The organism is Agaribacter marinus (assembly GCF_030160655.1).
GTDB classification, from domain to species: domain Bacteria; phylum Pseudomonadota; class Gammaproteobacteria; order Enterobacterales; family Alteromonadaceae; genus Glaciecola; species Glaciecola marina.
This window is the reverse complement of the sequence record NZ_BSOT01000005.1, coordinates 1,940,623-1,962,184: the sequence shown is the minus strand read 5'-3', so window position 1 is coordinate 1,962,184 and position 21,562 is coordinate 1,940,623. Positions and strand designations below refer to the sequence as shown.

Annotated in this window: 20 protein-coding genes; 8 read left to right on the top strand and 12 right to left on the bottom strand. The window is 42.0% G+C overall.

Translation table 11 applies throughout. The features are described from left to right. Nucleotides 1–3: 3 nt before the first annotated feature. Nucleotides 4–1,122, top strand: coding sequence for a PilT/PilU family type 4a pilus ATPase (locus tag QQK00_RS10230; RefSeq protein WP_284217408.1), 1,119 nt, complete (start codon nucleotides 4–6; stop codon nucleotides 1,120–1,122). On the opposite strand, the gene QQK00_RS10225 is transcribed toward QQK00_RS10230, so the two are convergent. Then, nucleotides 1,119–1,265 (bottom strand): hypothetical protein, encoded by a 147-nt coding sequence (locus QQK00_RS10225; protein ID WP_284217407.1) that lies wholly within the window; start codon nucleotides 1,263–1,265, stop codon nucleotides 1,119–1,121. The two genes, QQK00_RS10230 and QQK00_RS10225, sit on opposite strands and share 4 nt — an antisense overlap. Nucleotides 1,266–1,467: 202 nt before the next feature. On the opposite strand from QQK00_RS10225, the gene QQK00_RS10220 reads away from it, so the two are divergent. Beyond that, nucleotides 1,468–1,785 carry a putative signal transducing protein gene (locus QQK00_RS10220; RefSeq protein ID WP_284217406.1) on the top strand — a complete coding sequence of 106 codons (318 nt, stop codon included), beginning with the start codon at nucleotides 1,468–1,470 and terminating at the stop codon, nucleotides 1,783–1,785. 7 nt (nucleotides 1,786–1,792) lie between these two features. On the opposite strand, the gene ruvX is transcribed toward QQK00_RS10220, so the two are convergent. The 5 genes from ruvX to QQK00_RS10195 form a co-directional block, all read right to left on the bottom strand. Then, on the bottom strand, nucleotides 1,793–2,206 hold the full coding sequence (gene ruvX / locus QQK00_RS10215; protein WP_284217405.1) for a Holliday junction resolvase RuvX: 414 nt from the start codon (nucleotides 2,204–2,206) through the stop codon (nucleotides 1,793–1,795). Nucleotides 2,207–2,263: 57 nt separating this feature from the next. Beyond that, nucleotides 2,264–2,839, bottom strand: a complete 576-nt coding sequence (locus QQK00_RS10210) for a YqgE/AlgH family protein (protein ID WP_284217404.1) — start codon at nucleotides 2,837–2,839, stop codon at nucleotides 2,264–2,266. A gap of 25 nt (nucleotides 2,840–2,864) precedes the next feature. After that, the gene (gshB, locus tag QQK00_RS10205) at nucleotides 2,865–3,815 is read right to left on the bottom strand and encodes a glutathione synthase (protein ID WP_284217403.1); all 951 of its coding nucleotides are present in this window, start codon (nucleotides 3,813–3,815) and stop codon (nucleotides 2,865–2,867) included. A gap of 128 nt (nucleotides 3,816–3,943) precedes the next feature. After that, nucleotides 3,944–4,672 (bottom strand): 16S rRNA (uracil(1498)-N(3))-methyltransferase, encoded by a 729-nt coding sequence (locus tag QQK00_RS10200; RefSeq protein WP_284217402.1) that lies wholly within the window; start codon nucleotides 4,670–4,672, stop codon nucleotides 3,944–3,946. A gap of 108 nt (nucleotides 4,673–4,780) precedes the next feature. Next, the gene (locus QQK00_RS10195; protein ID WP_284217401.1) at nucleotides 4,781–4,978 is read right to left on the bottom strand and encodes a hypothetical protein; all 198 of its coding nucleotides are present in this window, start codon (nucleotides 4,976–4,978) and stop codon (nucleotides 4,781–4,783) included. A 288-nt stretch (nucleotides 4,979–5,266) separates the two neighbouring features. On the opposite strand from QQK00_RS10195, the gene QQK00_RS10190 reads away from it, so the two are divergent. Beyond that, nucleotides 5,267–6,094, top strand: a complete 828-nt coding sequence (locus QQK00_RS10190; protein WP_284217400.1) for a mechanosensitive ion channel family protein — start codon at nucleotides 5,267–5,269, stop codon at nucleotides 6,092–6,094. 143 nt (nucleotides 6,095–6,237) lie between these two features. On the opposite strand, the gene QQK00_RS10185 is transcribed toward QQK00_RS10190, so the two are convergent. Then, nucleotides 6,238–7,035 carry a M48 family metallopeptidase gene (locus QQK00_RS10185; protein WP_284217399.1) on the bottom strand — a complete coding sequence of 266 codons (798 nt, stop codon included), beginning with the start codon at nucleotides 7,033–7,035 and terminating at the stop codon, nucleotides 6,238–6,240. Between the two features lie 123 nt (nucleotides 7,036–7,158). Then, on the bottom strand, nucleotides 7,159–8,310 hold the full coding sequence (metK, locus tag QQK00_RS10180; RefSeq protein ID WP_284217398.1) for a methionine adenosyltransferase: 1,152 nt from the start codon (nucleotides 8,308–8,310) through the stop codon (nucleotides 7,159–7,161). 373 nt (nucleotides 8,311–8,683) lie between these two features. Between metK and tkt the strand changes: the two genes are divergently transcribed. The 4 genes from tkt (at nucleotide 8,684) to QQK00_RS10160 (ending at nucleotide 14,201) form a co-directional block, all read left to right on the top strand. Beyond that, a complete protein-coding gene (gene tkt, locus QQK00_RS10175; protein ID WP_284217397.1) occupies nucleotides 8,684–10,675 on the top strand; it encodes a transketolase in 1,992 nt (663 codons plus the stop codon). 37 nt (nucleotides 10,676–10,712) lie between these two features. Further along, entirely contained in the window at nucleotides 10,713–11,720 is a 1,008-nt protein-coding gene (gene epd / locus QQK00_RS10170) for an erythrose-4-phosphate dehydrogenase (RefSeq protein ID WP_284217396.1), read from the top strand. Between the two features lie 41 nt (nucleotides 11,721–11,761). Further along, nucleotides 11,762–12,934 (top strand): phosphoglycerate kinase, encoded by a 1,173-nt coding sequence (locus tag QQK00_RS10165; RefSeq protein ID WP_284217395.1) that lies wholly within the window; start codon nucleotides 11,762–11,764, stop codon nucleotides 12,932–12,934. Between the two features lie 367 nt (nucleotides 12,935–13,301). Then, the gene (locus tag QQK00_RS10160) at nucleotides 13,302–14,201 is read left to right on the top strand and encodes a fructose bisphosphate aldolase (RefSeq protein WP_284217394.1); all 900 of its coding nucleotides are present in this window, start codon (nucleotides 13,302–13,304) and stop codon (nucleotides 14,199–14,201) included. Between the two features lie 58 nt (nucleotides 14,202–14,259). On the opposite strand, the gene QQK00_RS10155 is transcribed toward QQK00_RS10160, so the two are convergent. Together QQK00_RS10155 and QQK00_RS10150 are read right to left on the bottom strand one after the other, a co-directional pair. Further along, entirely contained in the window at nucleotides 14,260–14,574 is a 315-nt protein-coding gene (locus tag QQK00_RS10155) for a hypothetical protein (RefSeq protein ID WP_284217393.1), read from the bottom strand. 8 nt (nucleotides 14,575–14,582) lie between these two features. Then, nucleotides 14,583–15,311 (bottom strand): hypothetical protein, encoded by a 729-nt coding sequence (locus QQK00_RS10150; RefSeq protein WP_284217392.1) that lies wholly within the window; start codon nucleotides 15,309–15,311, stop codon nucleotides 14,583–14,585. Nucleotides 15,312–15,805: 494 nt separating this feature from the next. Here QQK00_RS10150 and QQK00_RS10145 point away from each other — a divergent pair, with 494 nt between their 5' ends. After that, nucleotides 15,806–18,790: a TonB-dependent receptor domain-containing protein gene (locus QQK00_RS10145; RefSeq protein WP_284217391.1), complete on the top strand. Its 2,985-nt coding sequence runs from the start codon at nucleotides 15,806–15,808 to the stop codon at nucleotides 18,788–18,790. 91 nt (nucleotides 18,791–18,881) lie between these two features. Here QQK00_RS10145 and QQK00_RS10140 read toward each other — a convergent pair whose 3' ends face one another. Next, a complete protein-coding gene (locus QQK00_RS10140) occupies nucleotides 18,882–20,537 on the bottom strand; it encodes a tryptophan halogenase family protein (protein WP_284217390.1) in 1,656 nt (551 codons plus the stop codon). 64 nt (nucleotides 20,538–20,601) lie between these two features. Next, nucleotides 20,602–21,390, bottom strand: coding sequence for a sulfotransferase family protein (locus QQK00_RS10135; RefSeq protein ID WP_284217389.1), 789 nt, complete (start codon nucleotides 21,388–21,390; stop codon nucleotides 20,602–20,604). Between the last annotated feature and the right edge of the window lie 172 nt (nucleotides 21,391–21,562).

The window sequence follows — 21,562 nt, the reverse complement described above, 5'->3', positions numbered from 1 at the left end:
TTTATGATGACTTTAGACCAATGCTTAGCCGACATGGTCGCGCACGAAGCGTCAGATTTATTTGTTACCGTAGGAATGCCAGTGAGTGCAAAGATTAACGGTAAACTTGAACCTTTAACCACGATGAAACTGACGGAGCATGATGCGCTTGGTCTAGTGCATCAAGCGATGAGCGAGCAACAGCGCGAGAGTTTTGCTAAAGATAAAGAATGCAATTTCGCCATTGTTAGAGATCAGATAGGTCGCTTTCGTTGTAGTGCTTTTTGGCAACGAGACAACGCTGGCATGGTGGTGCGTCGAATTGTAACTGATATTCCGCGCGCTGAAGATTTAGGACTGCCTCCTGTATTGAAAGATATTATGATGGCAAAAAAAGGCCTGGTATTATTTGTCGGGGGGACAGGTACAGGTAAATCTACTTCATTGGCAGCGCTAATCGGACATCGGAATCAACATTCGTATGGTCATATACTTACCATTGAAGATCCTATTGAATACGTGCATGAGCACCAAAATTGCGTCGTAACTCAGCGAGAAGTCGGTTTAGATACATTGTCATTTGATGATGCGTTGAAAAGCTCTTTGCGCCAGGCACCGGATGTTATTCTTATCGGTGAAATTCGCTCCATGGAAACGATGGAGTATGCAATGTCGTTCGCAGATACAGGCCACCTATGCGTGGCAACACTTCATGCCAATAACGCAAACCAAGCCATTGAAAGGATAATGCATTTAGCACCAAAAGACCTTCACGCAAAATTACGTTTTGACTTGAGTTTAAATATCCGCGCGATTGTTGCTCAGCAATTGGTACCGACTGTTGACGGCAAAGGACGTGTCGCGGCTATCGAAATTTTATTAAATTCACCATTAATTTCAGATCTTATCCAACGAAATGAGATCGGTGGCTTAAAAGAAGCCATGATCAAAGGTAAAGAAATGGGGATGCAAACTTTCGACATGGCACTCTTAGAATTATATAAAACAGGCAAAATTAGCCAAGAACAGGCGCTCCATCATGCTGATTCGCCGAACGATTTACGCTTAATGATTAAGTTAGATAGCCAGAATGCTGGCTCATCCCTGGGCTCATTGTCCAACGTATCAATAGATATGGATTAAGCGTCTTTTATATTGTCAGTTTTGGCGACAAAACATTGTTGGTCGCCATAGTAATTGTTTGCAAAGTTACAAATCTTTACAACATTATTTGGTTTTCTGACGACTACCCATTGGCGTAAAATTGGAAATATTTTAGACTTCATCTCGTTCTCCTTTTAATAGAGTGGATATTTTAGTGCGGGCAGTTCCTTTTGAAAATCGGTAAAAAACTATCAGTAATATTGATGAAATCGATTAAGACTGACATAAAACTAACCCTTCGTCTTATGGGCATCGTCAGATTAGTCGACTAACCTTACAATCATGAACGTATTCAGGCTTAATACACTGGAACGGGGAAAAATGATGAAACGCTTTTATCAAGATTACAATCGCTTCCGCGTATATCAAGTACAGCATGTATTGGAAGAGGCTGGGATTCCTTGTGTTATAAAAAATGAAATGTTGAGTGGTGCAGGGGGGGAGATTCCAGTGCATGAAGCGATGCCCGAAGTGTGGTTGTTGGATGCCGAATGGCAGGCAAAAGCCGAAACGCTACTCGAAAAATTTGAACAAGAACTGGGCTTAACAAAGGACAAGGGGGATTGGGTCTGTAAAAGTTGCTTGGAGCACAACGATGCAGAGTTCGGTGTTTGCTGGAATTGCAGTGAGGCGAGCGAATAGACCAAGCCTAATATTGCGTTTCTGACCAACTCTCAAATATTAGGCACGCTGAGACGCTATCTACTTTGTCCTTCGTCAGTTTTTTGTAGCCACCTAATTCAAATAGCCTAGCTTTAGCGTCTACCGTGGAGAGTCGTTCATCTTGATGATGCACTGGCAATCGAGTTAAATTGGCTATGCGGTTTCCAAATTTCTTTGCTCTGCCAGTTAGAGGCTGTTCCGTGCCGTCCATATTTAATGGTAAACCAACGACTAAGCATTCAGGTTGCCATTGTTCGCAAAGCGCAGTTATTTTGTCCCAATCAGGAATACCATCACGTGCTTTTAAAGCGGATAACGGGGATGCTGTGCCAGTAATCTTCTGGCCGACGGCAACACCTATGCTTTTTGTACCAAAATCAAATGCTAAAACAGAACTCAAAAAGGAACACTCACTCTGTAATTAAAAGCTCCAATCGTTTGAATATATTGCAACATACTACGCTTGTCCTGCTTGATGTGAGAGTTGCCATACGTCTATACCTAGGCGGTTAACCGCAGTTTGCCACTTTTGATGGACGGGTGTATCAAACAGTATTTCTTCGTCTAGTGCTAATGTAAGCCATGAATTTTCTTGTATCTCTTGTTCTAGCTGACCGGGGCTCCAACCTGCATACCCTAGTGCTACAAGTGATTTATCAGGTCCATTATTATTACCGATGACAGAAAGTATGTCTTTTGAGGTTGTTATCATTATTTCAGAAGTTAACTCTACACTTGACGACCAGCCAGCTTGAGAAGAATGTAATACAAAACCTCGGTCTTGGTGAACAGGTCCACCACAAACGACAATTTTTTCACTTTTTTCATCGTCCACAATTGCTTTTTCATCGGTTTGCGAGACAAGTTCGCGAAAGGTCATCGGAGACGGTTGATTGATGACTATACCCATTGCACCTTCGTCGTTGTGCTCAAGGATGTACGTCACTGAGCGCGAAAAATATTTGTCAGTCAATGAAGGCATAGCAATCAAAAAGTGATTTTGTAAGCTATCTATCGACGGTATTTTTGCCATACAAATAAGTCCTGTTTGCCAATAGTTATTGCGCAACTCTTTTTTCTATTGCGTCAAAGAGTTTGCCACAAATATTGATAGGGTATGCAGCTTCAATTTCTCTCACACAGGTAGGTGATGTGATATTAATTTCAGTTACTTTATCACCAATCATATCTAGACCGACAAAAATAATCCCTCGGCTGGGCATGTCGTTGGCAATTGCTTGTGCAATTTGCAGCTCTTCGTCGGTGACTTCTTGAGGTCTGCCACTACCACCTGCCGCTAAATTGCCCCGCGTTTCATTTTGTGCTGGTAAACGTGCTAAACAATAAGGGACAACTTCGCCATCAATCAACAAAATACGTTTGTCACCGTCGACAATTTGAGGCATGTAGCGCTGAAACATCGCATGTTGTTTTCCATTATCAGTCAACACTTCAGTAATTACGCCGAGATTTAAGCCATCTTGCTTGATACGATAGATTGACGTCCCGCCCATACCATCAAGCGGCTTACATATGATGTCTCCGTGCAATGCCTGAAACGCCTTAATCTGTTTTTTATCTGCACTTACTAAAGTATCAGGTATGTATTCTGGGTAAAGAGACGTGAACAATTTTTCATTAAAATCACGCAGTGCTGAGGGTTTGTTGACGACAACTGTGCCTTTGTTTTCTGCCAGCTCCAAAATTTGTGTCGCATAAAGAAACTGGCTATCAAATGGCGGGTCTTTTCGCATCAATATAGCATCTAGCGAATCAAGTGTAATATCTTTACGAGTGACTACCTGATAAAAATTTTCTGACGTATCTGTTACGCTAATTTGCGTGGCGAGCGCTAACGGCTGCCCATTATTGATACTCAAATCTTCTATCAGCATATAATACACTTCGTGGCCTCTGCGTTGTGCCTCAAGCATCATTGCAAAGCTAGTGTCTTTTTTGGTGTTGATGACATTAATGTCATCCATCACAAAACCAATCTTAAGTGGCATTTGTAGTCCTCGAAATTCTATATAAGTGTAAATATGGTGTTTTTTGCTTATTTTGCAAGGGAGTCATGACAGGCAAGTGACGATGAACGTATGATGGACGCTAACGAGAACATGAGCGCTTAGGTTAATCAGAGGTCGCCATATAGACTTTGTAAAATAGATAGGCTGACGACGGTAGCCGTTTCAGTTCGCAATATTCTTGGGCCTACATTTGTTTTGACGAAGCCACATTGCTCAGCTGTATACACCTCTTGCTCGGTAAATCCGCCCTCTGGCCCAATGGCTAACAAAAAGCCTTTATTCGGTTTTTTGAGGCCGCTTAAATACTGATTTGCTCCTGGTGCTAAAATTAGTTTACTTAACGTAGAGTTTTTAGCTATCAATTGACTAAACGTTAACGGTGTATTTATACGGGGAATAACATTTCTTTGACTCTGTTCGCAGGCGCTGATGACTATTTTTTGCCATTGCTCTACCTTTTTCTCCCAGCGAGTTTCGGATAGTTTTACATTGCAATTTTTAGTTAATACCGGAGTGATCTCGGTGACACCTAATTCGACAGCTTTTTGGATAGCGTAGTCCATGCGATCTCCCTTAGATACACCTTGTGCCAGATGCAATGTAAGCGAGGATTCAACATTAATGTTTAGTTGTGAGTTAACCAGTGCCTTCGTGTGTTTTTTATGAACATCTATTACTTCGCTTGGGTAATCACAGCCGTCGCCATTGAACAATACGATTGGTTGACCTACTTTTACGCGAAGTACGTTACATAAATAATGTGATAATTCTTGGGGAAGAGACACTTCAGCGTCTACTGAAATTGTGTCATTTAAGTAAAATCTAGAAATTCTCATGGATGATAAATAACGCTTTTGATATCGAACTCTTAAAATAAGTATGAATAAGCTAACTAGTCAAGCCTTCGATCATACATTAAAGGCAAACATTAAGATCTAAATAATTTAAGCAACTTCTCGAGAGTTTTGATCAATATCAATGGCTTGTTTTTCAGTTTTGCTAGCTGTTTGGTCAATAGGTGTCACGCTGTTGTGACGGCGGGCGTATTTTGTGTGCGCACCTTTAGATTCTGTTAAACAGAATGCCAATAATGCAATTACTATAACGAACAATGAAATTACAATGACTAATAGAGCGTCCATACTGTTACTACCTTCTGTGCCAGTGTCAGGAATTTATACACTTTTTACCTCACAAATTCAAGTTAAACTTAAATTGAAAAGGCTTGTAAGTTGTATGCTTTTTTATAAGTATATATAGGGATTTGTCATTTTATTGCAAATCTGACAAGTTCCTACAACTTAAGTGTAAGAAAGCATGCGTATTGTGTTCGTGACTAAAATAATTGTGACAAACGACACATTGCAATCACAAACGGCACGCATGTTACCGTGGATATAAAACAATTTTATTACAAAGGACATGTCGCCATGTTTGATTTCACAGCTGAAGATGCTTCTAAGTATCTAGATACCTATATAATTCCTTTTGCAATTAATTTAGCACTAGCCATCGTCATCTATGTCGTTGGTAAATTTGTGGTGAAGATAATTGTCAATATCGTTGGAAAGTTGCTTAAGAAAGCTAAGTACGACGATATGTTAGTTGATTTTCTGAAAGCCATTGCCAATGCCGTATTAATGCTGTTTGTTATAATTGCTGCGTTGAACGAACTGGGTATTGATACTAGTTCTTTGGTTGCAATTTTAGCTGCTGCTGGTTTGGCTATTGGCTTGTCGCTGCAAGGTTCTTTGTCTAACTTTGCTGCAGGCGTAATGCTATTGGTGTTTAGGCCGTTTAAGGCAGGTGACTTTGTTGATGCTGGTGGAGCAACGGGTGTTGTCAAGAATATCAGCATATTTACAACTACCATGAACTCAGTCGACAATAAGCTAATTATTGTACCTAACGGCTCAATTTATTCTGGCAACATCACTAACTTCTCTGCAATGGACACTCGTCGAGTAGACATGGTGTTTGGTATCGGCTACGACGATGATCTGAAGAAAGCGAAAGAAATCCTTACTGAGATGATTAACGCCGATGATCGTGTATTAAAAGACCCTGCGCCGCAGGTAGCACTTTCTGAACTAGGTGACAGCAGTGTTAACTTTGTCGTTAGACCATGGGTTAACTCAGCAGACTTTTGGGGCTTAAAATTTGATTTTACAGAAGCCGTTAAACTACGTTTTGACGCTGAGGGAATTAGTATTCCATATCCTCAAATGGATGTGCATGTTCACAAACAAGGTGAATAAAAACTTGAATCTACAGTGATTTAAGAAACACAAAAAAACCACTCTATTGTCGAGTGGTTTTTTTTGCTATTTTCACCCAGCGAGTACTTTTTTCATAGAAGCTTTTCTATTAAAAGGTACGCCTTATTTAAGCTAAAGAGTTTTTAACATTTTGGCTTGCTTGGCGCTTCTCTGTATAGAGCCAGTGCGGAATTCATGTTGTTGCGCAGTTGCTGAATACGTGTTTGGGGTAAGGGGTGAGTTGACATAAACTCCGGTTGGCGGCTATCGCCAGAATTTGCGCTCATGTTTTCCCATAACTTAACTGATTCTTGAGGATCAAACCCTGCGCGTGACATTAAATCTAAACCAATTATATCAGCTTCACTTTCGTGTGTTCTGCTGTAGGGTAGAGCGATACCAAATTGCACACCCAAGCCTAAGGCTGACATAATTGCTTGTGAGCCAGATACCTGATTAGCTTCAAGTACTTGGTTGACAACTTGTTGCCCAACACCAATGAGTTGGCTTTGACTCATTCGTTCGTTACCGTGTTGTGCGATCACGTGACCCACTTCATGACCGATGACAGCAGCAACTTGTGCTTGCGACTGCGCCACTTCTAGCAGGCCAGTGTAGACACCAATTTTACCGCCAGGCAGCGCAAACGCATTTGCTTGAGGCTCGTCAAACACAACAACCTCCCATTCACCGGCAAAAATACCGTCAGGTACATTTGCCGTTATTGCGTTGGTGATACACTGAACGTAATTGTTTGTTGTGCGCTTTTTAGACACTTTTTGCTTCGATTTCATGGCGTCAAAAGATTGAACGCCAGCGTTAGCTAATTGGCCTTCAGAAAACAGTAATATTTGTTTTCTGCCAGTGGGTGACGTAGCACAAGCAGCAACTAAAATAAGAACGGCTAGGGAAATGACTGAAATTTTGAATCGTCTGAACACAAAAATACCTTTTTAACGGGAAAACTGCTTTTAGTATATAAGCAATCCCACTATTTAAACATCCTAGAAAAATGGATAAGTGGCAAGAGGAAAACTAGACAAGATAAAAGCATTGAAAGCAGGCTATAAGCCTGCTTCATCTTTAAGAATATTTGCCTTGTCAGTAGCTTCCCACGGAAACTCTTCTCGACCAAAATGCCCATAGGCCGCAGTTTGTTTGTATATCGGACGCTCTAAATCAAGCATTTTTATTAGACCGTATGGACGCAAATCGAAATGCTTTTTCACTAAGTTTACTAGTAAGGCTTCGTTAACTTTTGCCGTGCCAAATGTTTCTATGCTGATAGATGTGGGTTCGGCGACACCAATAGCGTAAGACACTTGGATCTCGCATTTATCCGCAAGACCTGCGGCAACAATATTTTTGGCAACATAACGACCAGCGTATGCAGCAGAACGATCTACTTTCGATGGATCTTTTCCAGAAAATGCACCGCCGCCGTGTCTCGCCATACCGCCATATGTATCTACGATGATTTTACGTCCGGTTAAACCGCAGTCACCCATTGGACCACCAATAACAAATCTGCCGGTTGGGTTAATGTGGTACTGTGTTGAGGTGCTTAACCATTCGCTCGGTAGTACTGGTTTAATGATTTCTTCCATCACGGCTTCTTGAATCGTATCGTTGTCAACACTGTCACAATGTTGAGTTGATAATACAATGGCATCGATGCCTACGGGTTTTCCATTATCATATACAAAGGTAACTTGGCTCTTTGCATCAGGGCGCAACCAATCGAGCGTGCCGTTTCTGCGCATTTCCGCTTGACGTTGCACTAAGCGATGGGCATAGGTTATAGGAGCGGGCATTAGTACGTCGGTTTCATTGCTTGCGTAACCAAACATTAAGCCTTGGTCACCCGCGCCTTGTTCTTCAGGGGCTTGTCTATCGACGCCCTGATTAATGTCTGAAGATTGCTTACCAATTGCATTAAGGACGGCACATGATTCGCCGTCAAAGCCCATATCAGAATGTACGTAACCAATCTCTTTCACGGTATTGCGGGTGAGTTCTTCAATGTCTACCCAAGCGGAAGTGTTAATTTCACCACCTACTAGCACCATGCCTGTTTTTACGAATGTTTCGCATGCAACTCTCGCCTTAGGGTCAATGGTGAGAATCGCGTCTAGTACAGCATCAGAAATTTGATCTGCAATTTTATCTGGATGTCCTTCTGATACAGATTCAGAGGTAAATAGTCGAGTTGTCATTGATATTCCTGAACGATTTATTTTTTGGCACACTGTATTATGTGCAATGGGCATATTGTAATAGTAAAAACAAATTTTACCAATATTTACTTCTAGACGTCTAAAAGTCTATTTGAAGCAATACGTATAATTATCGGTAAGAGTTTAATAAATTTAACTTGTTTGAAATTCGATGTTAATTGATTTGCAATAATTTATACCCTTTTAACCTGCACTATTAGTGAATAAATGATTGAACAAGCCCGATCCCTAGTCCACAATAGCCGTCCTATTGCAAATTAGGTCGGACTCGTTATATATCTAGCAATTGCTTAATAACGTACTTAATTGCGTAATACACACAATTTGAGTAGCTAAAAAACAGGAGAGATTAATGCCTTCACGTCGTCATCTGGCAAACGCCATTCGCGCACTCAGTATGGATGCAGTTCAACAAGCTAAATCTGGTCACCCCGGCGCGCCCATGGGCATGGCAGATATTGCACAAATTCTGTGGGGTGATTATCTCTCTCACAACCCTAAAAACCCAAATTGGGCAAATCGTGACCGATTCGTATTGTCGAATGGCCATGGGTCAATGCTGTTGTATTCACTCCTACATCTTTCTGGCTATGAGTTAGACATCAATGAATTAAAGAATTTCAGACAACTGCATTCTAAAACGCCCGGGCACCCAGAGTATGGTTATGCACCTGGTGTTGAGACTACCACAGGGCCTTTAGGTCAAGGTATTACTAACGCAGTGGGTATGGCAATTGCCGAAAAAGTGCTTGCCGCTCAGTTTAATCGTGACGACTTTGATATTGTGAATCACCAAACGTATGCCTTTTTAGGTGATGGGTGTTTAATGGAAGGTATTTCACATGAAGCATGTTCACTGGCAGGTACCCTTGGACTAGGTAAACTTATTGCTTTTTGGGATGACAATGGCATTTCTATTGATGGTGAAGTAGAAGGTTGGTTTAGCGATGATACGCCTAAGCGTTTTGAAGCATATGGTTGGCAGGTTATTTCTGGCGTTGATGGTCACGATCCCGATGCACTAGCAACAGCCATTGAAGCGGCAAAAGCGCAAACGGATAAGCCAACGCTGATATGTTGCAAAACAACAATCGGTTTTGGTTCGCCAAATAAGCAAGGTACCGAATCGTGCCACGGAGCACCATTAGGTGACGAAGAAATTGCGTTAACGCGTAAAGCCCTTGATTGGTCATATGGTCCTTTCGAAATCCCCGCTGATGTTTATAGCGAATGGGATGCTAGCGAAAAAGGTGCCGCTGCTGAGGCTGCCTGGAATGACAAGTTTGCTGCTTATCAGAGCGCATATCCAGCATTAGCAAAAGAATTTGTTCGTCGTAAAACGAATGTATTGCCAGACAATTGGGAAAAAGACGCAACTAAATATATTCACGCGTTGCAAGCCAACCCGCAAACGGTAGCAACTCGTAAAGCGTCTCAAAATGCATTAAATGCTTTTGGGCCGATGTTACCAGAGCTTCTTGGTGGCAGTGCTGATTTAGCCGGTTCAAACTTAACCATATGGGATGGCTCAAAAGGCGTATCTGCTGATGATGCTAGCGGCAACTATATTTATTATGGTGTACGCGAGTTTGGTATGTCAGCAATGATGAACGGTTTATGTCTATATGGCGGATTTAAAGCGTACGGCGCAACTTTCTTAATGTTCATGGAATATGCTAGAAACGCAGTCCGTATGGCTGCCATTATGAAGCAACCCGCGATATTTGTTTACACGCATGATTCTATTGGATTGGGAGAAGACGGACCTACTCATCAACCGGTAGAGCAGGTTGTTGCATTACGAGCTACCCCGAACCTAGACAATTGGCGCCCTTGCGACCAAGTAGAATCCGCGATTGCGTGGAAAGCGGCTATTGAGCGCACTGATGGCCCAACTACCTTGATATTTACTCGACAAGGTTTGGTACAGCAAGAAAGAACTAGTCAACAACTAGCAGATGCAGAACGTGGTGGTTATACGCTAATTGATTGCGACGGAGCACCTGAGCTGATTCTTATTGCGACGGGTTCTGAAGTTCAACTCGCCGTTGACGCCGCTACTCAATTAAGCGCGCAAGGAAAAGCGGTAAGAGTTGTATCAATGCCGTCGACGGATGTATTCGATCGTCAATCTTCGGCGTATAAAGAGCAAGTTTTACCTGCTACAGTAAGTAAGCGAGTAGCCGTTGAAGCGCTTGCAAAAGATAGTTGGTATAAATATGTTGGTTTGAATGGTGCAGTAATTGGCATGGACTCTTTTGGTGAATCTGCACCTGCTGGGGAGTTATTCAAGCACTTCAATATTACCGTTGAAGCGGTTGTAGAGGCAGCTAACGCACTTTAAGTGCGTTAGTTCAGTAAAGGGGTCACCTAAGCGGAAAATGCTACGACTTGCAATTAATGGTTTCGGTAGAATTGGGCGCAACGTGCTGCGCGCGTTATATGAGCAGGGATACAGGGAACATATGCAAGTTGTCGCTATTAATGAAATAGCGGAGCCCGCCGGCATTGCTCATCTGCTTCAATACGATACGTCGCATGGCAGATTTTCTAGAAAAGTCGATATTGTCGGGACGAACCTTATCGTAAGTGACGATGAAATTGCCTTATTGCATCATGCCTCTTTGTCAGACATTGACTGGCGACCTTTTGATGTAGACATTGTGCTAGAATGTACCGGTTGTTTTAGCACGCGGGACGATGCCTTTATACATATTAAAAATGGTGCCGGCAAAGTACTATTTTCGCAGCCATGTGGTCAAGATATGGATGCGACAGTTATATACGGCGTTAATCATTTAACATTAAAACCCTCAGATACCGTGATTTCAAATGGGTCTTGCACTACAAATTGCATCGTACCTATTATTCAAACATTAGATGATGCGTTTGGCATAGACAGTGGCACGATTACTACAATTCATGCGTCGATGCACGATCAACAAGTGATCGACGCTTTTCATCCAGATTTGCGTCGAACCCGCGCGGCTAGCCAGTCTATTATTCCAGTCGATACACGCTTAGCTCGCGGTATTGAGCGCATTTTACCTAAGTTTGCAAATAAGTTTGAAGCGATTGCTGTACGAGTGCCTACGATTAATGTGACGGCAATGGATTTGAGCGTAACATTACATCAAGACGTTTGCGTGAGTGACGTAAATCAAGTGCTTCAGCATGCAAGCGATTGGTTTCCGGCAAATATTATCGATTATACAGAACTCCCCCTTGTTTCCGTGGATTTTAACCATGATCCCCATTCTTGCATTGTTGATGGTACGCAAACCCGCGTTAGTCATAAGCGCTTAGTTAAAACACTGGTATGGTGTGACAACGAGTGGGGGTTTGCAAATCGAATGCTAGATACATCACTTCATATGTCCCAAATTTAATAACGAATTAAGATTAATAGACTTTAAAACAGGAGAAAATTATGCCGATCACATCAATGAGTGAACTCGATTTAACAGGTAAACGAGTACTTATTCGCCAAGATTTAAATGTACCTTTGAAAGACGGCCAAATTACTTCTGATGCGCGTTTAAAAGCATCAATGCCAACCATTAAAATGGCAATAGAAATGGGGGCTGCGGTATTGATAATGTCGCATTTAGGGCGACCTACTGAAGGTCAATATGACGCGATTTATTCGTTAGAGCCTATCGCCCAATATTTGGCGGAGCACCTAGATTGTAAAGTAAATTTTGCAAAAGAATATTTAGGTGACGTGAGCGTGCCTGCGCGAGCGGGTGAAGTTACCTTGCTCGAAAATGTGCGTTTTAATGTGGGTGAGAAAAAAGATGATGCGGCATTAGCAAAACAATATGCGGCGTTATGCGATGTATTCGTTATGGATGCATTCGGCACTGCTCACCGAGCGCAAGCGAGTACGCACGGGGTGGCAAAATATGCAGCAAACGCTTGTGCAGGTCCATTGTTAAGCGCTGAGCTAGACGCCTTGGGTAAAGCTCTGGACAATCCTGCTAGGCCTTTAGTGGCAATAGTTGGTGGCTCAAAAGTCAGCACAAAGTTAACTGTGTTGGCTAGTTTGGCGAGTAAAGTGGACCAATTAATCGTAGGTGGTGGTATTGCCAATACGTTCGTAGCCGCGCAAGGCAACAACGTTGGTAAATCATTGTTTGAAGAAGACTTAATAGATGAAGCTAACCGGCTTGTGGCTGAAGCAAAAGCGAAAGGCGGCGATATTCCAATACCAAGTGACGTTATTGTTGGCAAGGCTTTTTCTGAAGAGACGGAAGCTACCACGAAAGCGGCCGACGCCGTTGCACAAGACGATATGATTTTTGATATTGGGCCTGATTCGGCAGCACATTTAGCACAAATACTTAAATCAGCAGGCACCATTGTTTGGAATGGGCCTGTAGGTGTATTCGAATTCGATCAATTTGCATCAGGTACAAAGGCTATCGCACAAGCCATTGCCGAAAGCGAAGCATTTTCAATTGCGGGTGGTGGAGACACGTTGGCCGCAGTCGACAAGTTTGATATCGCTGATAAGGTTTCATATATTTCTACTGGTGGTGGTGCCTTTCTCGAATTTTTAGAAGGAAAAACGCTACCGGCCGTGGCGATTTTAGATAAGTAAGTATTGATATCAGTTTTTGGCACTGAGTCGATATTTATAAGCCTTGAAATTAACTATATAACACCGCTTTACTTTCCCTGTTTTAGCGGTGTTTTTTATTCAGAATACAGCTTTCAAAACTTCACAATTATTGGTTTTTCGACTATGACATTAGCGACAACGAAACCTTAGTCTTTTTGTTTTCCTTCTATTATTTAAATCTTGACCAACGAATTACAAATGAGTCATTGTATGTATTAGCGTGTAAGTGCTAATGAACGGGGCATCCTCTGATCAATTTGGGCATGTCGTTCAATCGTAATTTTTGTGTTGTATGTTTAATTAGGTGTTGGTGTATTTGATTTATTTATAGACAAGGAAATATTTTATGGCGACTGAAGTTCAACAAGCGATGCTTGAGAAAGTAAAAACAAATATTGGGTTTATCGCTGCATTAGACCAAAGTGGTGGCAGCACGCCAAAGGCTCTACGTCTTTATGGTATTGATGAAAATCAGTTTAGCTCTGACGAAGAAATGTTTGACCTTGTACACGCGATGCGCACACGCATTATTACTTGCGAAGCATTTGATGGTGATAGAGTACTGGGCGCCATATTATTCGAAAATACCTTAGATAGAGAGATTGAAGGCAAAAACAGCGCGGTATTTTTGTGGGAAAACAAACATGTTGTGCCTTTCCTGAAGGTTGATAAAGGCTTGGAAAGCGAAACCGATGGGGTGCAACTAATGAAACCAATCCCTGGATTAGATGCTTTATTAGTTAAAGCAAATAAGCAGAACGTGTTTGGCACCAAAATGCGTTCAGTGATTAAATCGGCAAACCCCGATGGTATTAAAGCCATTGTTGAGCAACAAGTTAGCCTTGGACTTCAAATTATGGCGGCTGGTTTAGTCCCTATACTTGAGCCTGAAGTTGATATTAATAGCGCGACAAAAGCCAAAGCTGAAGCGCTTCTTCAAGATGCACTATTGTTGGCACTCGATCAACTGTCAGCTGAGCAAGAGGTGATGCTTAAAGTAACTATTCCCGAAACGGCTAATTTTTATAAAGCGTTAATAGCGCATCCTCGAGTGATTAAAGTCGTTGCGTTGTCTGGCGGGTACAGTAGAGATGTAGCAAATCAAAAATTAACTGAAAATACAGGGATGATCGCGAGTTTTTCAAGAGCTTTGTCTGAAGGGTTAAGTGCAGGTATGTCGGACGAAGACTTCAATGCGACGCTTGAGTATACCATCGCGAGTATATATAAGGCCTCTTCAACATAAGGTTGAGTGATGGTTTTTTTAGGCTGGGAAACGTTTTCCAGCCTCTTATTTTTTGAGGTTAACAGGTCACTGTTTTTTCGATGTTTTGCTGCTGAGAAAGCAGCGTTATTCTAAGTTTTGTTGGTCGTCCTTGAGCATCTTGCTCTACCACCTCAATCCTCACTTTTTGGTTGTATCCTGTTGTTCTCAACTGAGTGGAGCACTGCAAACTTACTTGGCCAAACAATGCGAATCCTTCGCCTGCACTATAGTCTCTAGAACGTTGTCTAGGGTCCGAAAGTGCATGTTCAAGTTGAGCTAAAGTAGAGTTTTCAGATGTTCGGCTAGCATTCTTGTTTGTTTTAATCTCAATTCCAACACCTTGCCCTTGCATTGTGATCTTTAAAACCAATTTGGAGTCATCTTCAAATCTAAATGCTGTAAATCATTTTGAGCTGCATCCATTGCGTTATCAAGAAATGTGTTCAATTGATTTTGACAACTCGGTAGACTCGAATTAATTCGAGTGTTATTCACATAATCTAGCATAGTTCTGCAATTGCCTATAGACTGCCCATCAGTGTGTGTAGATGATGAGCGCCCGTATAATGACGCTACATCACTCAGAGTCTCGCCAAGCAAATTCATCATTTTCCCACTATCATTTACTGAAAACGAGAACCTCTTTCCAACAGTTGCTAGTTCGTTTTTGTATACAAGCATTGGTTGAAGAGCATTTTTTTCTTGATACGTAGGTGAGACTGAACTTACGTTGTATTCTGTAACATGGCCCCTATCAGTAAGTTCTACGTGGAGCTTCTTTTTTTTAACTTGTTCAGAAGTCGTGTCATATATAACATGATAAGAAGTTGCAGATTTAATTAGAGCACCACATGAAGGGTTGTTAGGCCTTTGACATCGACTGTTGTTCTTATATTCTAGGTATGCTTGTACCTTACTTATAAGAAAATTTTCGTCAATTTGCTTGCAACTGGGTGTTTGAGCATTTAGTCCGCAAACGTGAACGAAGGTTATGGCGTGCTCTGCTATGACTTCTTTTGGAACCGCTAGATTGAATGCCGCAAAATTCGTTAAAATTAAAAATGACCTTTTTAGATTATAGGTAAACATATATATCCTTATATAGTTTTAAAACCAGTAAATTCTCAAATCACTGCATGAATATGCACAATATGTTGTTAAGAATGCATCAAGAGTTTGGTGCATTTTTTATACTAGAGTCGGTATGAATGTAATTCAAGTAAAACTTAAGTTACGTAAGGGTTTTAACACTACAGAATTTTGTTTGTTTTTTGAGCGATTAGTTATTTTAAAGAAGGTAATACGTCAATATTATACTTGTTTAAATGATTGAAAATTCTTGCACTTTGGTTATAGATAAAAGCTATCCAAAAGGCCACTAGACATTTGCGGATGGATTCATATCACATTTTGTGATAAAACCAAATTAAGAGTTATACAAATAAAAAGAACTTTTTAATAATTGTGTAACTTGTCAAGCAAAAGGCTGATGTTTACGTGCAAGATAAATATGCACGTACTGACCGGTTGCTGAAGAGATAATTAAAAAATAAATAAGACTTTAAACACTTAGGTAGGGAAAAATGAAAACCGAAAATAAATGGTTTACACGCCATGCATTGGGTTCTGCTGTGGCCGTAGCGTTGACAGCAACCACTGCTACCTCGCTCTATGCTCAAGAAAATACTGACATCACTGAAGCTGAAGAAGCCGAAACGACTGAAAAAATTTCGGTGCTTGGGTCTCGTATTCGTAAAGGTGGTTTCGATTCCGCCAGTCCACTTGATATTGTGTTGACTGAAAGTGCGCTTAAACAAGGCATCGGCGACTTAGGCGGCTTATTACGTAATTCAAGCTCAATTGCTGGTTCTAGTCAGGTAACACCTGCATCATCTACAGCGTTTGTCCAAAACGGTGGGGAAGGCGCGCAAACTATCGGATTGCGTGGTTTGGGACCAAATAGAACACTCGTGTTAATAAATGGCCGTCGTACTGGCCCAGCAGGTACTCGTGGTGGCGTATCGTCATTCGATTTTAATATTCTTCCATTGGCTGCTGTTGAACGTCTAGATATTCTTAAAGATGGCGCGTCGTCTTTATATGGTTCAGACGCCGTTGCCGGTGTAATTAACGTGATTACCAAAAAAGAAGACGGCGGTGAAGTGGCGGTATTCTCATCATTGCCGACTGAGTCAGGTGGTGAAGAGTTTAGAGTTAATGCGACGTATGGTAAAACATTTGATAATGGGTCATTCAGTGCGACGGTTGATTACCGGAAGCAATCTGAGTTAGTCAAAGGCGACAGAGATTTTTACAATTGTGGTGAGCAATACATCTTTGACCAAGACACAGGCGAACGTGCCGACACAATCGACCCAAGAACGGGTAGTGCGTGGTGTAATGATTTACTATGGGGCCACGTGTGGCTTTATGATTATCAGGATGGCGACAGCGACAACGTGCCTACGGGTGCAAAAGCTCAGTTTGATTACGATGGTGATTTAGGTAACTATTTACCACCGTTGGCGAACGAGCCTGGCAATGACGCGCAGTTAAGAATGCCACCAGGTTGGTTTTTGGTCAATTATGATCGTGCATCTGACGGTGTAACAAATGCTGATCACCCATTCCAAGACCAAGAATCGTTTATTCCTGAAATTGAGACAACGACGGTATTTTTACAAGCGGACTATAGTATTACTGACAATATTGAAGTGTACGCAGAAACCTTGCTTAACCGAAGAGAATCTTCGGCGAATGGTTACCGTCAATTTTGGTCTTATAAGTACAATGAGACCTTTTTTGCCACTGATTCACTAAGTGAAGGCTGGACAGGGTCACAGTGGTTGAGTCCGACGGCGATTACTGATCACAATGACTCTGGACAAACAGTAGACTATACGCGTTTTGTTGCTGGTATTACTGGTGATATCAATGATGACTGGTACTTTGACGCCTACGTGCAAACGTCTAAGAGTGACGGCGATTACTACAATGACATCATTTACAATGATTCTATTGTTGACCAAAACTTTGCGTCAGGCTCTTGTGTGGGACAAACCACGTCTGTCAGAGAAGTGGCTTGCGTAGACGTACCTTGGTTATCCCCTGATCTACTGAATGGGGTTGTGTCAGACGACGTGAGACAATTTTTATTTGGTCGCGATTTCGGTAACACTGAATATACGCAAACGACTGTGGAAGCCTTTGTTTCAGGTTCATTGTTTGAAATGCCTGCAGGTACCGTGGGCATGGCGATTGGCGCGTCTTACCAAGAAGATGAAATTGTTGACACCCCTGGAGAGCAAACCTTGTTAAGTAACGTTTGGGGTGCGTCTGCGGCCGGTATTACCCAAGGTAAGGACGAAACGGTTGCTGTATTTACCGAGTTTAGTGTGCCTTTACTCGATGATTTGCCGATGGTTGAGTTTTTAGATTTAGAAATATCTGGTAGATATACCGATGTTAAGTCTTTTGGTAGTGATTCGACATATAAAATTGGCTTAAATTGGGGTTTAACTGAAGAATGGCGTGTGCGCGCATCAAAAGGCACATCCTTCCGTTCGCCAGCATTGTTTGAGCTGTATTTGGCTGATCAATCTAGTTTCTTAGGTCAGCGTGCAGTCGACCCTTGTATCAATTGGGGCGCTAACTTAGAAACAGGCGCGATTACTGAAACTATCGCAAATAACTGTGCCGCAGACGGTATAGCTTCTGACTACGTTGGTGGCGCAATTTCTGCGACTGTATTTACTGGTGGTGGCGCCGGTGTACTAGAGGCTGAAACGTCAGTATCTCGAAATGCGGCCATTGTTTGGACCCCCGATTTTGCAGATATTTCTTTTTCTGTCGATTGGTTCGATATTGAAATTTCAGGTGAAGTGACGCAATTAGGTGGCGCTAACCTTGTACGCCGTTGTTATTCATCTGAGTTCTTTGGGTCTGGTGAACCGCTTTGTGATCAGTTTGATAGAGATCCTGCTGACCAACGTATTGTGGATGTAAGAGATAGCTTTATTAACATAGCATCACAAAGAAACCGTGGTTACGACGTTAAATTCAGTTATACCTTTGAAGCCGCTGGTGGTGAAGTTGAGTTCTATACCGAACATACCTTCCAAAAAGAAGCGCAACGTGCGTTATTTGCTGATACTTTAGAAGATGAGAACGGCGAATTTGGTGAGCCTAAACATGTTGCGAGTTACAGTTTATCTTATCTTAAGAATAACTGGAGCTTAGACTGGGCAGTAAACTATGTGGGTGCTGTGAGTAATGTTCAAAGTTACTTTGACCGAGTTGGTAGAAATACGGCAACGTATCGCGGACAAGAAGTAGATATCGTGCTTGGCGCTGAAAGTGTGATGTACCATAACTTTTCTGGTGCATATTCATTTGATGATGAAGGCATTCTTGTTCGAATAGGTTTATCAAACGTGTTTGATAAAGAGCCGCCTCGTGTAACTACCTTGAATTTAGGTGAGTTGAATTCTCAAGGTAATTCAGCGTTTTACAGTCAATACTTGGCTAGAGGACGTAGTTTGTTCGTTAATGCTAGCTATGAGTTTTAAGCATATTCTTGCTTAGATTAGAACGGGTGGACTTTGGTCCACCCTTTTTTTTGCCTTTCTAGCGTAGTCACGCATTAGGTTCTCAAGACAGTTATTTTCTAGTAGGCTGCTTTTCTTTAGTCCAGCCATCAGGCAACGCTGTTGTCGGATAACTCGACATGCCTAAATGTTGCTGTAACCAAGCCGCATGTGACGGAAGGTTTGCTTTAGCGCCTTTTAAGCCTTCAATGATGGCAGGATGCATTGCTAATGGCGGGCGTGTATCGCCATAACGCTGCTTACTTTGTTCTTTCCAAAACCCCATTCCGTATAATATGCACTGGTAACTTTGGTGATTCCATAGCTGCCCAGAATCGACCGGCGGGCGGTTGTCTGCGCCATGTTGGTTAGTATCTAAATACTGGTTTAATGCAACGTCAAAACAGCCGTCTTCAAAGTCGGAGTGCGTGGGCGGCTTTATTTGCCAGTACGCTAGTTTGGCAGCAAGTCGGGGGTTAATGCGTTCAGGTTTTTGGACTTCTTGCCAAAAGGGGGTATCGGTGCGATTTGTCATGCAGTAATGCATATTAATGAAATCAAGAATTTCATAATATCTATTTGCCATGATTCTGTTATAGCGAGTCGCCATAAGCGCGTTATGCGAGTCGTCAAACGAAAAATGTTCAGCCAGTGTTACTACACCCAAATCACTTAAGTATAAGCCAGTCGATTCTAGTGGCTCAATAAACCCTGCCGACAGACCAATAGCTACGCAATTGCCCTTCCACGGTTCGTGGCGTCTTCCGACTTTAAAGTTCACTGTACGTGTTGGTATCTCTTCGCAACCAGGTCCTTGGTAGTTAAATAACTCGGCTTTGGCGTCATTTTCATTGGTAAACTTGCTGCTATGCACATAGCCAATAGAACGTCTGTCTCGCATAGGAATGTCCCATACCCAACCATTGTTCAGTGCAGTGGCGGTGGTATAAGGACGAACCATACCAGGGTAGTGCGTATCGTAAGGCACGTGCATCGTAATTGCTCGGTCGCACAGCAACCATTGACTGCAATCTTCAAAGCCAACATTCAGCTTTTCCTCGATGAGTTTGGCTTTAAAGCCAGTACAGTCAATAAATAAATCCGCGCTAATACTGTCACCGTTATCCAAATGAATGGATCCAATAGTGTTTTTATCATGCATATCGACGTTGACGAGATTCGCAAGAACATGATGGACGCCACGCTTTATTGAAAAATCTGTCAGGTAGTCGGCAAATTTTTGCGCGTTCATATGATAGGCATATTGCAACGGTGCTTTGTTACCGAGTTGGCCAATTGCACGTGGCGCTAGGCCCATTTCACAGACCAAAGGTTGTATTGAACAGGTTTCCATAAAAGGAATTTTTTGGTCGCTTTGCAACCACAAGTCTGCACTGTTATCTATGGGTTGCGGTGTGAGTCTAGAAAACGGATGGTGATAATAGCTATGGTCATTATTTACCCAGTTGACATACTTTATGGACTGCTTGAAGCTGGCCTGTGTCGCTCGCATAAAGTCGATTTCATCAACGCCGACAACGGCTAATAGATGGCGCATTGAGGGAATAGTGGCTTCACCAACGGAGATTCGTGGAATATCTGGCGACTCAACGAGCGTGATATCGACGACCTGTTTTTTGCCTTTGTTGTTTAGGGCTCCGTTTAAATATGCCGCAGTCATCCAGCCTGCTGAGCCACCACCAACGATGACCACTTTTCTTTTTTTCATGCCGAAAACTATGCCTCTACTATCAATGTTTTAAGGATTGCTTGCCACTAATCGGTGTTTTTAACTAGACGTAACCTAATATGTGACGCAAGCCAGGCGCCGCGTATTCAACGAGTTGCTTTTGCGCAATAGGTAACTCACTTGGTAACTCAATCACGGTACCTGAAAGGTTTTCTCGTGCGGTACCACTTTGTTCTCTATCTGCACCAATTTGGATACGGGCTTGCCAATCGTCAGGCAAAGAATCATAACCAAAATGTGACAATAACGTTGCAAAAAATGCCTCTGAAGCTGCAGTGTCGATATTTTTTACGTGGTGAATAATGTCTTCGTATTTTATTAGGGTGACACCAGTGCCCAGCCACGAAACGGCGTTGTGTGTATATATTTCGTTTAGCGTTGGCGCTTTGCCGTGTATGCCAAAAATCATCATATTTAAAAACTGCTCAATGCTAACCGCACCATTCTTTAAGTGATCCAAAGAACCTTTAAATGAATCAGATAAAAAGAATCTAGCTCTCGCCAATACCCAGTCAAATGGATCACGTACAATGATAATTTGAGTAACGTCTTTGAGCGCTTTTGCAGAATCATCTGAAAACAATAAATGCCCCCAGCTTAACTTCGGAGTGTTTACATCAAATGCACCTAAATGTTGGCGTAAAATCGGGATTTGCACAAAGGCGTCATGATATTGCTGTTCAACAGGCACAAACATGCGGCATATGTTTTTAATCAAATGCGTACCGCATTTTGGAACAGAATTCAAAAACACCGGATGTGGCAGTGTAGCTTGCTCATAGTTTTTATTAAGTTGGTCTAAATTGTCTTTTTTGAGAGTGACGCTAGGCATAGTCTTGTTTAGTCTCGCTCACTTAAATTCGTTTTATACTATTATTGCATGAAAGAAACTTGTACGTGATGTTTTTCTATATCAGTTCCGTTTTTCCTTAAAGTATTGCAAGCGGTATGTATTTACAGAGTGTTAAACTGTTCATGTGCCTATGCTAGCGTCAAAAATGTCG

Excerpts from the sequence above, each read along its gene's own strand:
- QQK00_RS10230 (WP_284217408.1), top strand. The coding sequence starts at position 4 with ATGATGACTTTAGACCAATGCTTAGCCGACATGGTCGCGCACGAAGCG.
- QQK00_RS10225 (WP_284217407.1), bottom strand. The coding sequence starts at position 1,265 with ATGAAGTCTAAAATATTTCCAATTTTACGCCAATGGGTAGTCGTCAGA.
- QQK00_RS10220 (WP_284217406.1), top strand. The coding sequence starts at position 1,468 with ATGAAACGCTTTTATCAAGATTACAATCGCTTCCGCGTATATCAAGTA.
- QQK00_RS10210 (WP_284217404.1), bottom strand. The coding sequence starts at position 2,839 with ATGGCAAAAATACCGTCGATAGATAGCTTACAAAATCACTTTTTGATT.
- gshB (WP_284217403.1), bottom strand. The coding sequence starts at position 3,815 with ATGCCACTTAAGATTGGTTTTGTGATGGATGACATTAATGTCATCAAC.
- QQK00_RS10200 (WP_284217402.1), bottom strand. The coding sequence starts at position 4,672 with ATGAGAATTTCTAGATTTTACTTAAATGACACAATTTCAGTAGACGCT.
- QQK00_RS10195 (WP_284217401.1), bottom strand. The coding sequence starts at position 4,978 with ATGGACGCTCTATTAGTCATTGTAATTTCATTGTTCGTTATAGTAATT.
- QQK00_RS10190 (WP_284217400.1), top strand. The coding sequence starts at position 5,267 with ATGTTTGATTTCACAGCTGAAGATGCTTCTAAGTATCTAGATACCTAT.
- metK (WP_284217398.1), bottom strand. The coding sequence starts at position 8,310 with ATGACAACTCGACTATTTACCTCTGAATCTGTATCAGAAGGACATCCA.
- tkt (WP_284217397.1), top strand. The coding sequence starts at position 8,684 with ATGCCTTCACGTCGTCATCTGGCAAACGCCATTCGCGCACTCAGTATG.
- epd (WP_284217396.1), top strand. The coding sequence starts at position 10,713 with ATGCTACGACTTGCAATTAATGGTTTCGGTAGAATTGGGCGCAACGTG.
- QQK00_RS10165 (WP_284217395.1), top strand. The coding sequence starts at position 11,762 with ATGCCGATCACATCAATGAGTGAACTCGATTTAACAGGTAAACGAGTA.
- QQK00_RS10160 (WP_284217394.1), top strand. The coding sequence starts at position 13,302 with ATGGCGACTGAAGTTCAACAAGCGATGCTTGAGAAAGTAAAAACAAAT.
- QQK00_RS10155 (WP_284217393.1), bottom strand. The coding sequence starts at position 14,574 with ATGCAAGGGCAAGGTGTTGGAATTGAGATTAAAACAAACAAGAATGCT.
- QQK00_RS10150 (WP_284217392.1), bottom strand. The coding sequence starts at position 15,311 with ATGTTTACCTATAATCTAAAAAGGTCATTTTTAATTTTAACGAATTTT.
- QQK00_RS10145 (WP_284217391.1), top strand. The coding sequence starts at position 15,806 with ATGAAAACCGAAAATAAATGGTTTACACGCCATGCATTGGGTTCTGCT.
- QQK00_RS10140 (WP_284217390.1), bottom strand. The coding sequence starts at position 20,537 with ATGAAAAAAAGAAAAGTGGTCATCGTTGGTGGTGGCTCAGCAGGCTGG.
- QQK00_RS10135 (WP_284217389.1), bottom strand. The coding sequence starts at position 21,390 with ATGCCTAGCGTCACTCTCAAAAAAGACAATTTAGACCAACTTAATAAA.